Raw genomic sequence first — 14,672 nt, 5'->3', positions numbered from 1 at the left:
AAGGTGAATTAATCTGTCAGACCTGAAAGCGAGAGACCATGCTGTGAAGGTCAGTGGATAAGAGAGATAGCTCCTCACTGGCTGCCGCTGTCTGATGGGATGCTGAAGTTGAGTCTCTGGTCACTTCAGCAATGCTAACGACACTTCGGTTCATTTCATCTGCTGTAGCGCTTTGCTCTTCGACTGCAGTTGCAATCTGGCTGTTCATATCACTGATCAGCGTAACGTGATGGGTAACCTGGGCAAGTGCTGCACTGGTTTTGGCGCTCTGTTCAAGGCCGGCCTTAGCGCGCTCCTGGCTTCTCTGCATCACTGCGGCAGCATTTCGGCTGCTTTCCTGAACCCGGACTATGACGCCTTCGATCTCCTGGGTGGATTCCTGGGTTTTTTGAGCAAGACTGCGCACTTCATCTGCAACGACAGCAAAGCCCCGACCTTGCTCTCCGGCACGGGCTGCCTCAATCGCTGCATTCAGGGCCAATAGATTCGTTTGTTCGGCGACCCCTTTGATGACATCGATCACTAAAGCGATGCTCTGGGCTTCATTTTCTAACGATGAAACTACCTGGGAAGCATTTTCAACCTCTTGCGCCAGAGATTCGATAATCTGGTTATTTTTCTGCAAAATCCGGTCGCCATTTTCGGATTCGCTACGGGTTGTCTGCGCGGCACTTTCTGCCTCCGAGGCATGGCGGGCAACCTCCTGGATTGTGGCAACCATTTCATTCATAGCAGTGGCCACATGGTCGGTCTCATCTTGCTGGCGTATCATGCCATCACTGGTATGCTGGCTGGCCTGAGCGAGATTGTCGGCCTCCTGCGAGACCTTGTGTACAGACTGGAGCACCTGTTGTACCAGTTGCTGAAACTGACTCATCATGCCGTTAACCGCCAGAGCAATCTGGGCTACTTCATCGCTGCCGTTAGCGTTGACACGTAGCGTCAGATCATGGCTTGTCTCAATATTATTAATGGTATCGCGCATGACTGATAGGGGGCCGGTAATTGAACGAGCCACCAATAGCCCTAGTACAACAATAATAACAATAACGATGCTGAGTTCGATGATCATCATGATGTTGTTGGTTTGATAATTTGTTTTCAGAAGTAGCCGCTGTTCGCCGGCAACACGTAGCTGCAGATTGATCAGTTCAGCAATCTTATCGACGATAGGATCAATCGTCGCGTAAAGCTCGCCGTCAAAGCCGTTCAGTTGATTTGGGACTGTTCCGCTGAGATCGCTCAGGTGGCTGTGCAGTTTAGCAATTGACTGATTGGCAGGTTTAAAGAGCTGCTCCGCCTCTTGAACAAGCTGTGCTTCTTCGTTGGTTAGCTGCGTTGAGGTGTAAAGTTTCCAGTTTTCTTCAATATCTTTGGTGGCACTATCAATTCCGGCAATAGCTTCCTGGGCGGTTATCAGGCCTGCATTGGCTTTGTTTACGGCATCAATAATAAGCACCGCATAATCGACACTGATCTCATAGAGATGCTTAAGAGGGACAACCCTGTCTTCATAGATAGTATCGACACCCTCATCGAAGTGATCCAGTTCGTTTCTTGCCATAAGAAAGAGTACCAGCAATCCCACAATAGGAATGGCAAGCATTAATGCCAGCTTCCTGCCGACGGATAATTGGCTTAGCATAGTCAGGTTCCTCGGATGAATTGGGCTTTTTATAACTATTGCAGCCCTAATTTAGGTTTTTTTGTTTTATTCCCTTTGTATGTAGTATTTTGTTTGATTTTACTGTGTGTATCAATATGTATTTTTTTGTTTCATGCGTTAAGCCATGATAATGATGGATAATTCCTGGTTAAGCCTTCGCTGTTTGAGCAATTTTTTTCTGGGCTTTATTGGTAAGGCCTGAACCCATATTGGAGAGACTTTAATGTTTGAATTGGCTTTGTTTGAGCCTGAAATTGCACCTAACACAGGGAATATTATCCGGCTCTGTGCCAACACGGGTTGCCGGTTGCATCTGATTGAGCCTTTGGGCTTTGATCTGGAGGAAAAAAAACTACGGCGGGCAGGACTTGATTATCACGACCTGGCATTAGTGAGTCGCTATCCGGACTTTGAGGCGTTTCAGCTGGCGATGGAAGGTAAGCGTATCTTCCCCTGCACAACCAAAGCTAAAAGGTTTGCCACCGATATGTCATTTCAGGCGGGAGATGTGTTGCTGTTTGGCCCGGAAACCCGGGGTTTGCCAGCGGAGATTTTAGCGCAGTTTACAACCGATCACTGGCTGAGAATCCCTATGATGGCAACCAGTCGGAGCCTTAACCTGTCGAATGCCGTAGCTATTATCACCTATGAAGCATGGCGTCAGGTAGGGTTTGAGGGTGCTGTTTAGTTTTTTGAGTCATCCGATCACCCAAATATTCTGCCAGAACGGGTGTCTGGCAGAATATTTGTCGGACATATGCACTGCCTGAACAGTAGTGATGCATCGCCCTGTGTTTAATGATCGTCATCATCACCGCTGGTGTCGAGATTGAGTTCCTTGATTTTACGGGTCAGAGTGTTTCGCCCCCAACCCAGAAGCTCTGCGGCATCCCGGCGTCTTCCGGCGGTATGTTTCAGAGCAACTTCAATCATGACTTTTTCAAATTCCGGTACTGCGGTATCAAGAATGCCTTTACGTCCTTCAGTGAGGGCATTATCAGCCCATAGGTGCAGTGCACTTTGCCATCGGCTGTTATTCGCACCTTCAGCCTGTTTCTGTTCCATCAGTTCCGGAGGCAGGTCATCCTGATGCACCTCTCGCCCGGAGGCCATAACGGTGATCCATCGACAGGTGTTTTCCAGCTGGCGTACATTGCCTGGCCAGCACAGTTGCTGCATGTAATCGATGGTTTCCTGCAACAGAATCTTGGGCTCAACCCCCAGCTCCTTGCCTGCTTTTGACAGGAAGTATTCCGACAGCCGCGGGATATCTTCCCGGCGTTCACTCAATTTCGGCAGATGAATACGGATGACGTTAAGCCGATGAAAGAGGTCTTCACGGAAACGGCCTTCCTGGACCAGGGTTTCCAGATCCTGGTGCGTTGCGGCGATGATACGCACATCAACCTGAACGGATGTATGCCCACCGACACGGTAGAATTCACCATCAGCGAGAACCCGCAGCAGACGGGTTTGGGTATCTGCTGGCATATCCCCGATCTCATCCAGAAACAGAGTGCCACCATCAGCCTGCTCAAAGCGTCCGCGTCGTTGCGTGTTAGCTCCGGTAAAAGCACCTTTCTCATGACCAAAGAGCTCAGACTCAATCAGATCCTTAGGAATTGCCGCCATATTGAGCGGGATAAAGGGGTTTCCGGCTCTGGGGCTATGCTGATGCAAAGCATGGGCGACCAGCTCTTTGCCGGTACCTGACTCTCCGTTGATCAGTACGGTGATATTGGAGTGGGACAGGCGGCCAATAGCACGAAAGACTTCCTGCATCGCTGGTGCTTCACCGATAATCTCTGTGCTGGGTAGCGGGTTAACCTGACCGGAAGGGTGCTCCTGTTCCTTTGCATGGCTGATGGCGCGTTTAACCAAGGCAACGGCTTCATCAACATCAAAGGGCTTGGGGAGATACTCGAAAGCCCCTCCTTGATAGGAGGCGACAGCACTTTCCAGATCGGAATGGGCGGTCATGACGATCACCGGCAGAGCAGGTTGCTGTTGCTGAATCTGAGCCAGTAACTCCAGACCGTCCATGCCGGGCATCCGGATATCGGTGATAATGGCGTCCGGGGCCTCTGTGGCAAGGGCCTTGAGAACCCCTTCGGCACGCTCGAAAACTTTAACCGACATGCCTTCTTGCTCCATCGAGCGTTCCAGTACCCAGCGGATAGAGCGGTCATCGTCGACAATCCATACGTTATAGGGTTTGCTCATTTCTCTGCTCCAACGGAATCAAAAGTCTGAAAAGGGTTTTCCCGGGTTTGGATTCACACTCAATCAGCCCATGATGCTGATGTAGAATCGTTTGGGCGATAGAGAGGCCAAGACCAGTGCCTTCGGCCCGCCCGGTAACCAGTGGATAAAATAGAGTTTCCAGCAACTCCGGTGGAATGCCTGGGCCATTGTCGATAATTTCTACCTGACAGAGTAGGCGGTGACGTTCCGCTCCGAGGGTAAACTGGCGTTTGGCGCGGGTCCGGAAAGTGATACGTTTGTCTTGCTGCTGGCTTTCTTCAAGCACCTGCATCGCATTACGTACGATATTGAGAATAGCCTGAATCAACTGTTCCTGATCGCCGACCAGATCCGGCAGACTGGGGTCGTAGTCTCTTACCAGTTTAATACTGCCCTCTGACTCCGCCGCGACCAGGGCATATACATGCTCCAGGACTTTATGGATATTCAGGCTGCTGAGGTTCGGCATTTTCCTGGGCCCCAGCATACGATCCACCAGATTACGCAGCCGGTCAGCTTCGCTAATAATGACTTCGGTATAGTCTTTCAGGCTTTCTTCCGGTAATTCCCGCTCCAGTAATTGTGCGGCTCCCCGTATTCCACCTAAAGGGTTCTTGATCTCATGGGCCATGCCCCGAACAAGGGTTCGCAGTGTATCCTGCTGCGCCAAAAGCTCCTCTTCTTTGCTGATTTTCAGAAGGCGGTCTCTGGGTTGTAGTTCCACGACCAGGTAATAGCCCTCTGGTGTCAGCACCGGGCTTACGGTGTAATCAACAATATTCCGGCTTCCGTTAGGCAATACGATCTGGCTTTCCCTTTTGGTGAATGGGTGGCCAGCATTAGCAGCCTGTTTCCAGGCCTCCGGTGTGCTGTCATTCTCAATAAACAGCTGATTAACCGGCATACCGATAGCCCTGTTTGCCCCGCAGGCAAACAGCATCTCTGCAGCAGGGTTCAGGTAAACTAAGCGGAGCTTATGGTCTACCTGGATGACTGCTGTACTCAGATTGTCGAGCAGAAGTTTATGATGATCCGTTTTGCTCACACCTGTCTCTCCGGGACGTGAATGTTTTTTATATATCGGTCTACAGATACAGCAAAAATTGCACCAGTAAGGAAAATAAAGAGCAAAAATAAGTGGTTGCCCATCTATTCAGGCTTCTCTGATGCTACAGGTTTGGTTGAAGTTGATTTGCCAATAGCCTTGGTATACTGGTGTGCACAACTATAGTGCATTTGACTGCCTTGTGCTGGCTGAGAGTGTCCTGATTTTGTGCGGATTTTCGTTTGCAGCTTCTTTGAATGTCCTGCTGTCACCGACTCTTCCGCTTATCAGCACATTCTATGTTGGTTTGTGTGCGTGCGTTATAGTGCTTTCTGGTGAGCTTTTTTGGTGCGAAGGGTGTTTTCGGCTTTATCTGAAAAGGCCAGCTTCGACACTGTTGTCCGCTGTAGGCTTACCGGGATAGCGGGATAGCGGGCATAAAAAAACCCCTGCCAGTTTAGGACAGGGGTTAAGTCTCTTCATAAGAAGAGCGGAAGCCTGTTAGCTGTTGGTCAGCTTACACGCTGTAGTACAGGTCAAACTCAATTGGGTGAGTTGTCATGTTTACGCGTGCAACATCTTCATTTTTCAGTTCAATGTATGCATCGATCATGTCATCGGTGAATACGCCGCCTTTAGTCAGGAATTCACGGTCAGCATCCAGGCAGGCCAGAGCTTCTTCCAGAGAAGCTGCAACAGTTGGGATTGCTGCTGCTTCTTCAGCTGGCAGGTCATACAGATCTTTATCTGCTGGGTCGCCAGGGTGAATCTTATTCTGAACACCGTCCAGAGCGGCCATCAGCAGAGCTGAGAACGCCAGGTATGGGTTTGCGATCGGATCAGGGAAGCGAGCTTCAACACGCTTAGCTTTAGGGCTGGACGTGTAAGGAATACGCAGCGATGCTGAACGGTTACGGGCAGAGTACGCCAGCATAACAGGAGCTTCGAAGCCTGGAACCAGACGCTTGTAAGAGTTGGTGCCTGGGTTACAGAAAGCGTTCAGTGCTTTAGCGTGTTTGATGATACCGCCGATAGCGAACAGGGCAGACTCAGACAGGCCAGCGTACTGGTCACCAGCGAACTGGTTTACGCCGTCTTTCCAGTAAGACAGGTGAACGTGCATACCAGAACCGTTATCACCAACAACAGGCTTCGGCATAAAGGTAGCTGTTTTGCCATACGCGTGAGCAACGTTGTGTACAACGTATTTCAGCATCTGAACTTCGTCAGCTTTCTTGACCAGAGTATTGAAGGCTACGCCGATTTCGTTCTGACAAGCCGTCGCCACTTCATGGTGGTGAACTTCTACGTTCAGACCGATCTCTTCCATCACGTTACACATAGTGGCGCGGATGTCGTGTACAGAGTCAACGGGAGGAACTGGGAAGTAACCGCCTTTAACCCGTGGGCGGTGACCCATGTTGCCGCCTTCCATTGCTTTCTCTGAGTTCCATGCTGCTTCTTCAGAATCGATTTTTACGAAGCTGCCGGACATGTTGGAGTCCCAGCGAACATCATCAAAGATGAAGAACTCAGGCTCAGGGCCGAAGAACGCAGTGTCACCCAGACCGGTAGACTTCAGGTACTCTTCAGCGCGTTTAGCGACGGAGCGTGGATCGCGCTCATAGCCCTGCATGGTAGCGGGCTCAATGATGTCACAACGCAGAACCAGAGTTTTGTCTTCAAAGAAGGGGTCGATGAAGCTGGTGCTGTCGTCTGGCAGTAGAATCATGTCGGATTCGTTAATGCCTTTCCAACCAGAAATAGAAGAACCGTCAAACATCTGGCCGTTTTCGAAAAACTCTTCATCGACATAACGGGCAGGGATGGTAACGTGCTGCTCTTTACCTTTTGTATCGGTGAAGCGCAGGTCAACCCACTTGATGTCATGTTCTTTAATCAGGTTAAGGGTATTCGCTGACATTGCTTGTCCTCCAATGGAGCTTTCGCTTTGTTGTCAAAATCGATTGTCGTAATCGTTTTTACTTGGATTGTTAAAAGCCCGTCCGACAGGCTTTTCATATTTATTATCTATTTAGCAAGTTAGATGCCATTTGGTAAAAAAGCAGTAATACCAATGTGTTACCAGAAACAGAAGGCCTGAGATAAGGATGTGAAGTCACTTATGCTGAGCTTGGTGCTTTTTTTTGGTGCGCTTTGGTGTGTCGTGCTCGGTTATGGTGCTTGTTAGGTGTCATTAACTTCAATAGTAATGACTATCTCATCAGATTGCTCTTCTGCTGAGACTAAAGTATGACCATGAACACGACACCAGGCTGGAATATCGTGCAAGGTGCCCGGATCGGTACAATAGACCACAAGCTGATCTCCTGCGGATAGTTCACTGATTTTGTTCTGTGTGCGGATCACCGGAATCGGGCAGAGCAGATTGCGGGCATTCAGTTCGTGTTGACTCATTTGATCTTTCTCCGATGGGAAGCCAGAGCCATGCAGTCTTGATTCGGAGCTGCTAAAGGCGCGCACTATTTGTGCAGTAGGCTTTTATTTTAGGCTGAATACGAAAAAAACGCACCAGAGTGATCTGGTACGTTTTTTTAGGCTAAACCATGATAATCCGATATGGGCTTAGTGGATGTACCACTCTTCAGGAATATCATCTGCAGGCATAGGTACAACCTGGACGACCTGGGCTGGCTGGTTATGCTCGCGCACCACTTCCAGTGTTACTTTGTCAGCGTTCCGGCCCTGACTGAAGCGGGCAACGATGCGAGCCGCCAACTCGAGATCTTCATCTGTGGGTGAGCCGTCAATCAGGGTCAGCGGGCCGCCATGACTTGTTGGATACAGGTAGGTGAACTGGGAGCGGTAGCCGCGCATAAAGTTGTTTTCACCCTCTTCACGGCTGACGATAAGTTTGAAGTTCTTAGCTGGGCGGATATGACGACCCACTTTCAGCAGCATAATATCGTCAACTTCATAGCGGCGTTCGCCGCGGGCATCCCACAGATCCTGTAACTTTTTACTGTAGCTGGCGTCGGTCAGGAAGCAGCAGCCGCCCGCAGGTTGCGACCATTCATCAATACCTAATTTTTCAGCCAGAGCAAACTGTGGCTTACGGCTGCGGCCGCTGAAGTCATACAGCTCTTCCCTTTTGACCCAGCCTTCACGTTCAGGATAGGTTTCGGGCAGATGTTGTGCGCATAGGGGCCGCACCAGGCGATCCTCGACCTGAGACTCCCGGGCGATAATTGGCATGGTGGCTTTACGCTGGGACTTAGGACGCTGGCCGATGACTTCTCCGGTGATGACAAAATCAAAGTCATTGTCCTGGCACCATTGCCATGCACGGGCGACCATATCAATTTTACAGTCAAGGCACGGGTTAAGGTTCTGGCCGTAACCATGCTTTGGGTTGAGGACGATATCTTTGTACTCTTCTGAGATATCGATAATATGCAGCTTGATTCCCAGTTGCTCAGCAACCCAGAGGGAGCTGTTCTTTTTTTGTTTTTCTTTATCTTTCTTGCGAATGGCGTGGGTGTGTCCTTCGACACAAAAGCCGGTGTAAAAGTTGATTCCTTCTACATGGACGCCTTGCTCCTGAATGACTTTGGTAGCCAGCATGGAATCCAGTCCGCCGGAAATCAGAGATACGGCTCTGCGTTGTTTGGTCATGTTTCACCCGTTTTTAAAGCAGCAGTAAAATGTCGCAAGCGACAAAAAAAGCTGGATTTTACCGGATCGCGACAAGATAGAAAGTTAAAAAAAAGACTTTTTCTGCAAATAAGGCGAACCCTTAATTCTTATCTTGCGTAAGCACTTGTTTTTGCTTGAGAGTTGAAGGGTTTGCTGATTTAAACCTTTATATATTGGCTTCCGGTAAAGAAATTCATACAACCGAAACCGTAAAGTGTGTACAATTTCCAACCTTTTTTATTTTTTACTTTGCTTCCTTTTGGGTAGCAAACATTCCAGAGATCTGGACTCGCTCTTTAGGTCGGCTTTAGGGTTTATCTATCGTTTGGTGTGGTCGGTCTCTAATTTTTGAGCAGGCGAAATACTCCGAATGTCTTCAGATATCAATAAGTTACGCAATATTGCAATTATTGCGCACGTTGACCACGGTAAAACTACTCTGGTTGATTCTCTTCTTCAGTTCTCCGGTACGCTGGACCGTAAAGACGTTGGTTCCGAACGTGTTATGGATTCCAACGATCAGGAAAAAGAGCGCGGCATTACCATCCTGGCGAAAAACACCGCAATCAAGTGGGAAGATTACCGGATCAACATTGTTGATACTCCTGGGCACGCGGACTTCGGTGGTGAAGTAGAACGTGTTTTGTCGATGGTTGATTGTGTGCTGTTGCTGGTTGATGCCCAGGACGGCCCTATGCCGCAAACACGTTTTGTTACTTCTAAAGCGTTCGAGCGTGGCCTGAAACCGATTGTGGTCATTAACAAAATCGACCGTCCGGGTTCTCGCCCTGACTGGGTTATGGATCAGGTGTTTGACCTGTTTGATAGCCTGGGAGCGACAGATGAGCAGCTGGATTTCCCGGTTGTTTACGCGTCGGCACTGAATGGTATCGCCGGTGATGATCCGGAAGAGATGGCTGATGATATGAAGCCGCTGCTGGATATGATCATTGACCGTGTTCCTGCACCTGATGTTGATCCTGCTGGTGCTTTCCAGATGCAGATCTCCGCACTGGACTACGACAGCTATGTCGGTGTTATCGGTATTGGCCGTATTACCCGTGGTCAGCTGAAGCCGGGCCAACAGGTTGTGGTTAAAAACATTGCTGGCAATGAGCGTAAAGGTAAGGTTCTGAACGTAAAAGGCTATATGGGTCTTGATCGTGTTGATACTGATCTGGCGAATGCCGGTGATATCGTATGTATTAACGGTATCGATGGCCTGAGTATCTCTGATACTTTGTGTGACCCTGAGATGGTTGAAGCTCTGCCTCCTCTGACGGTTGATGAACCAACGGTTAGCATGACCTTCCTGGTGAATGATTCTCCATTTGCGGGTAAAGAAGGTAAGTTTGTAACCTCCCGTAATATCAAAGAGCGTCTGGATCAGGAGTTGATTCACAACGTTGCATTGCGTGTTGCGGAAGGTGACTCTCCTGATAAATTTATCGTGTCCGGTCGTGGTGAGCTTCACCTGTCGGTACTGATTGAAACCATGCGCCGTGAAGGCTTCGAGATGGGTGTATCCCGTCCGGAAGTTATCCGTAAAGAAGTTGATGGCGTAATGATGGAACCCTATGAAAATGTTGTGATCGACGTTGAAGATCAGCATCAGGGTTCAATTATGGAAGAGATGGGTCTGCGTAAAGGTGAGCTGACCAACATGGAGCCGGACGGTAAAGGCCGTGTGAAACTTGAGTTCACCGTTCCTTCCCGGGGCCTGATCGGTTTCCGTGGCCAGTTCCTGACGCTGACTTCTGGTTCCGGCATTATGACCAGCGTATTTGACCGTTACGACACCGTTAAAGATGGTGAAGTGGCTAAGCGCCAGAATGGCGTACTGGTTTCCATGGTAAAAGGTAAGACCCTGTCTTACGGTTTGTTTAACCTGCAGGATCGTGGACGTTTATTCCTGGGTCACGGTGCGGAAGTGTATGAAGGTCAGGTGATCGGTATCCACTCCCGTAGTAACGATCTGGTGGTTAACCCGACTAAAGGTAAGCAGCTGACTAACGTTCGTGCTTCCGGTACTGATGAAGCGCTGACGCTGACTCCGCCGATCAAGCACACGCTGGAGCAGGCGCTTGAGTTCATCGAAAATGATGAGCTGGTGGAAGTTACGCCGGAATCGATCCGCGTTCGTAAGAAACTGCTGACTGAAAATGAGCGTAAGCGCGCCAAGAATAAGTAAGCAGTTGCTGCTCCGGTTTCAGGCTGGAGTTTGCACAGAAAAAAGCCGCAACGGGTAACCGTTGCGGCTTTTTTTATGGCTAAAACAAAGGGTTATCGTTAGATGTATTATAATGTCAGGTTTTGTCAGAATCTAACGTGTAACAAACTGTTACTATTGACTATTAATAATTTGCCTTGATTAAGTGCCGTCCATTCTCTGAGTAGACGAATAGTCAGCCAATGACCCTTATGCCTACAGGATATTTTATGGATACGCTAAAAGGTTCAACTACCGAATCATCATTCTTTCGTCAGGTTAGCTTTATCGATACAGGCCTACCGGGTTATCAAGCCTTGATTGACGGCTTTCCTGAAGGTATGGAAGTGGTTTTAGTCGCCCCTGATCAGGATGGTATTCAGGTAATGGCTGATTGGGCCCAGAGCCACACTGGCTATAGCGCGATTCATATTCTGGGACATGGCTCGACCGGTGCTCAGCAACTGGGTAGTACGACTCTCTCTTCTGACACACTAAATCAATACCAAACACAGCTTAGCCAGATTGGCTCTTCTCTTACTGTGAACGGTGATATTTTACTGTATGGCTGTAACGTAGCCGCCGAGAAAACCGGTGTGGATTTTATTAGCAAACTTGCCCAAGCCACTGGTGCCGATGTAGCCGCATCGGATGATTTGACAGGGGCTGAAGGTAAAGGCGGGGATTGGGTGTTGGAGCAGGCGACAGGTGATGTACAAACTGCTATGAATTTATCCCTGTATGAAAGCACCTTGATTCCTTCAGGGTTCAGCCCAGTAGTTTCTAATGCATCCCCTTCTATCACAGGCACACCAACTGATCTAACTGTCACTGAAAGCACCGTCTCTAATATTGACCTCTCTGCGGTTTCTTTTGCAGATACCGATGACGACTCACTCACTGTGACTTTAACGGCTTCCGCCGGTACTTTTTCCACACCGGCGGATGGTGCCGGTGTTGGCTCTGGTGTCACCGGAAGCAAGGACAGTGATACTAAGATAACTTTGGTGGGTTCTGCTGCGGATATTAATACTTACCTTGATACCGCCTCTAATATTCAATATACCAGTGCAACCGGAGATGCTGCGGCCACTATTACGATTAGCGCCTCAGATGGCTCTCTTGGCTTGACTAGCAACCCTACGGTGAACCTGAATATAAATAATGCCCCAGTGTTTGGTGCGGCCAATGTATCAACTCAGGTATCAGTTTTTTCTTATCCTAACTTGAATGGTAGCGACTCCTCCCCTGGAAGCGGTAATGAAAATGCTAACCTAGCCAGTATTGTTCAGAACGTAATCAATAATGGTGGAAAATACACCCTTGATACGAGTATAACGAGTTTTGCGGCAGATAATTTTGCGACTCAGCTAAACAGCAGCGGTTTCTTTTTCATGACAGATATGGAAAATAAATCACCTACCGATCCAGCATTTTTTCCAGAGTCTGCTAAAACGATCCTTCGTGACTGGGTTAGTGCTGGCGGCGTTATGATGATGACAGGGACAGGTGGGGACAAAGACACCCAGTTTCTTAACCGTATTTTCGACTGGGATCTGACCACTGAGAGCGGTTCATCTTGGGATTTAAACAGCGCTAATGCCGCTGGAACGCCTTTTGCGGATGGCGCTAGCAGCCTAAGCTACGCCAATGCAACTGATTCCATTGGCAAAGGAACTGTGGCCAGCTTTAATCCCATCTATGGAACGGAAGACAATGCTGCTGTCGCCACCATAACTTACGATGCTGGTACCGTTATTTTTATGGGGTATGACTATTACAGCTCAGGTATCGCTGGTACCGGCTTTACTGATCACACGCAATATACCACGGATGTTAGTGATGGTAGCTCTAGAAATGATGCTTGGGTTACTGAGATTATCCCCAGCGCTATGGAGTATTCGGCCAAGCTCTCATCTGGCACAGCGTTAACAGCTGCTATCGGCCTTACCGCATCTAATTCACTTTTGGTCACCGATAAGAATATATCTGATGACGTAGGTGTCACTGTAACGAGCGTAACAGCTCAAGAAAAAAACAGTGATGGAAGCGATCAAAGCTCTGATGCAGAGCAACCTGAAAACGCAGCACTGTTATCAATGTTCAGTGTTAGCCTAGCCCCTATTTCCGATGGAACTCTTTACCAAGCAGAGCTGACTTGGGATTTTAACTCTGGTGATATCGGCTTCAATTATCTCAATAAAGGCGAAGAGTTAATATTGAGCTATACGCTCACGGCTGATGATGGTAAAGGGGGCACTGCTAACCAAGATATTGAGATTACAATACAAGGAGCCAATAAAGCACCGACTGGCACTGTCACAATAAAAGGCACTGCCAAACAAGGCGAGACACTCGCTGTTAGCAACAACCTTGCTGATCCAGAGGGTCTTGGCGCTTTAAGTTACGAATGGTTCGCTGGTGGTGTAATTATTGATGGCGCGACAGGTACAACTTACACCTTGTCCAGGGCAGACGTGGGTAAAACCATTACGGTAAAAGCCAGCTATACCGATCAACAAGGCACTTTTGAAACAGTAACAAGTGCCGCCACTGCAACGGTTACCAATCTAAATACTCTCCCCACTGGGGGCATTACAATCAATGGTACCGCCAAACAGGGCGAGCTACTCACGCTCAGCAACAATCTTGCCGATGCAGACGGTCTTGGCACTTTAAGCTACGAATGGTTTGCTGATGGCATAACCATTGATGGCGCGACAGGTACAACTTACACCTTATCCAAGGCAGACGTGGGTAAAACCATTACGGTAAAAGCCAGCTATACCGATCAGCAAGGCACTTTTGAAACAGTAACAAGTGCCGCCACTGCAACGGTTACCAATCTAAATACTCTCCCCACTGGAGGCATTACAATCAATGGTACCGCCAAACAGGGCGGGCTACTTACGCTCAGCAACAACCTTGCCGATGCAGACGGTCTTGGCACTTTAAGTTACGAATGGTTCGCTGGCGGTGTAATTATTGATGGCGCGACAGATACAGCTTATATTTTGTCCAAGGCAGACGTGGGTAAAACCATTACGGTAAAAGCCAGCTATATCGATCAACAAGGCACCTCTGAAACAGTAATAAGTACTGCTACCTCAGTAGTTAAAGCAACATTACCCCCTGAAATCGAATGGAAAGGCCTGCCGGATAGTGATGGCGACGGTATCCCTGAAAGCGTAGAAGACTTTGCTCCTTCCGCAGATGGGCTAGCCCAAGGGGATGGTAATGGTGATGGTATTGCTGACCGTGAACAGTCTGATGTGTCTTCAGTCCCTTTCCGCAATACCGACCAGGTATCCAGTGACCCTGGTGCGCCTACGGTCTTTATTACTCTGGCAGCCGTGATGACTGATCATAGTGACGATAACTCTGATGGTATAAGTGCATTTGCTACATTGCGGGATGTCACGCAGCAGGATGCGCCGGAGGAAAAGCCCAATGACTTAGACAGGCCGTTAGGGCTGGTTAGCTTTAAAGCTGATGTATCAGATCCTGGTGATATCCAGCATTTTAGCCTGCTGGTTGATAAAAGCACTGAAGTCAACGGTTACTGGAAGCAAACCAGCAGTGGAAACTGGGTCAATCTGGCGAGTGAGGCCTATGGAGGCAGTGTTGAGCAGGTAGGTAATAAGCTTCAGCTGAACTTTGTCATTGAGGATGGTGGTGTTTTTGATGATGACGGTTTAGCTGATGGCGTAATTACTGACCCTGGTGCGCTGGGTTATCGGGAATCTGCGGCGACACCGGAACTCTTATCTCCTTTTGAAGACACCGGTGCCAACCAGTTCTTTGACTGGATGTTATTAGGTTAGTGCTCGCAACTACTTCATTGAATATTC

The 14,672-nt window shown here is 48.8% G+C and carries 9 protein-coding genes; 3 read left to right on the top strand and 6 right to left on the bottom strand.

Going from position 1 to position 14,672, the window contains the following annotated elements:
- Positions 1 to 16: 16 nt before the first annotated feature.
- Positions 17 to 1,645: a methyl-accepting chemotaxis protein gene (locus tag BTA35_RS09225; protein WP_078319522.1), complete on the bottom strand. Its 1,629-nt coding sequence runs from the start codon at positions 1,643 to 1,645 to the stop codon at positions 17 to 19.
- Positions 1,646 to 1,889: 244 nt separating this feature from the next.
- Between BTA35_RS09225 and BTA35_RS09220 the strand changes: the two genes are divergently transcribed.
- Positions 1,890 to 2,354: a tRNA (cytidine(34)-2'-O)-methyltransferase gene (locus BTA35_RS09220; RefSeq protein WP_078319521.1), complete on the top strand. Its 465-nt coding sequence runs from the start codon at positions 1,890 to 1,892 to the stop codon at positions 2,352 to 2,354.
- A gap of 107 nt (positions 2,355 to 2,461) precedes the next feature.
- Here the strand turns inward: BTA35_RS09220 and glnG are convergent, their stop codons facing one another.
- The 5 genes from glnG to BTA35_RS09195 form a co-directional block, all read right to left on the bottom strand.
- Entirely contained in the window at positions 2,462 to 3,889 is a 1,428-nt protein-coding gene (gene glnG, locus BTA35_RS09215; protein WP_078319520.1) for a nitrogen regulation protein NR(I), read from the bottom strand.
- Entirely contained in the window at positions 3,873 to 4,955 is a 1,083-nt protein-coding gene (gene glnL, locus BTA35_RS09210; RefSeq protein ID WP_078319519.1) for a nitrogen regulation protein NR(II), read from the bottom strand. The genes glnG and glnL overlap by 17 nt, the downstream gene beginning before the upstream one ends.
- Before the next feature lie 517 nt (positions 4,956 to 5,472).
- Entirely contained in the window at positions 5,473 to 6,879 is a 1,407-nt protein-coding gene (gene glnA / locus BTA35_RS09205) for a glutamate--ammonia ligase (protein WP_078319518.1), read from the bottom strand.
- 263 nt (positions 6,880 to 7,142) lie between these two features.
- Positions 7,143 to 7,373, bottom strand: coding sequence for a sulfurtransferase TusA family protein (locus BTA35_RS09200; protein ID WP_078319517.1), 231 nt, complete (start codon positions 7,371 to 7,373; stop codon positions 7,143 to 7,145).
- A gap of 168 nt (positions 7,374 to 7,541) precedes the next feature.
- The gene (locus tag BTA35_RS09195) at positions 7,542 to 8,591 is read right to left on the bottom strand and encodes a tRNA (5-methylaminomethyl-2-thiouridylate)-methyltransferase (protein WP_078319516.1); all 1,050 of its coding nucleotides are present in this window, start codon (positions 8,589 to 8,591) and stop codon (positions 7,542 to 7,544) included.
- A 391-nt stretch (positions 8,592 to 8,982) separates the two neighbouring features.
- Here BTA35_RS09195 and typA point away from each other — a divergent pair, with 391 nt between their 5' ends.
- Together typA and BTA35_RS09185 are read left to right on the top strand one after the other, a co-directional pair.
- The gene (typA, locus tag BTA35_RS09190; RefSeq protein WP_078319515.1) at positions 8,983 to 10,803 is read left to right on the top strand and encodes a translational GTPase TypA; all 1,821 of its coding nucleotides are present in this window, start codon (positions 8,983 to 8,985) and stop codon (positions 10,801 to 10,803) included.
- Between the two features lie 221 nt (positions 10,804 to 11,024).
- The gene (locus tag BTA35_RS09185; RefSeq protein WP_078319514.1) at positions 11,025 to 14,645 is read left to right on the top strand and encodes a DUF4347 domain-containing protein; all 3,621 of its coding nucleotides are present in this window, start codon (positions 11,025 to 11,027) and stop codon (positions 14,643 to 14,645) included.
- The last annotated feature ends 27 nt before the right edge of the window (positions 14,646 to 14,672 follow it).

This window comes from Oceanospirillum linum, assembly GCF_001995095.2.
Lineage (GTDB): Bacteria > Pseudomonadota > Gammaproteobacteria > Pseudomonadales > Halomonadaceae > Oceanospirillum > Oceanospirillum linum.
Note: the sequence above shows the minus strand (reverse complement) of the source record. Positions and strands in the feature narration are given on the sequence as shown.

What these genes read in the sequence shown, in the direction of transcription:
- glnA (WP_078319518.1), bottom strand. Translation starts at nt 6,879, where the DNA reads ATGTCAGCGAATACCCTTAACCTGATTAAAGAACATGACATCAAGTGG.
- glnG (WP_078319520.1), bottom strand. Translation starts at nt 3,889, where the DNA reads ATGAGCAAACCCTATAACGTATGGATTGTCGACGATGACCGCTCTATC.
- BTA35_RS09200 (WP_078319517.1), bottom strand. Translation starts at nt 7,373, where the DNA reads ATGAGTCAACACGAACTGAATGCCCGCAATCTGCTCTGCCCGATTCCG.
- BTA35_RS09185 (WP_078319514.1), top strand. Translation starts at nt 11,025, where the DNA reads ATGACCCTTATGCCTACAGGATATTTTATGGATACGCTAAAAGGTTCA.
- BTA35_RS09225 (WP_078319522.1), bottom strand. Translation starts at nt 1,645, where the DNA reads ATGCTAAGCCAATTATCCGTCGGCAGGAAGCTGGCATTAATGCTTGCC.
- BTA35_RS09195 (WP_078319516.1), bottom strand. Translation starts at nt 8,591, where the DNA reads ATGACCAAACAACGCAGAGCCGTATCTCTGATTTCCGGCGGACTGGAT.
- BTA35_RS09220 (WP_078319521.1), top strand. Translation starts at nt 1,890, where the DNA reads ATGTTTGAATTGGCTTTGTTTGAGCCTGAAATTGCACCTAACACAGGG.
- typA (WP_078319515.1), top strand. Translation starts at nt 8,983, where the DNA reads ATGTCTTCAGATATCAATAAGTTACGCAATATTGCAATTATTGCGCAC.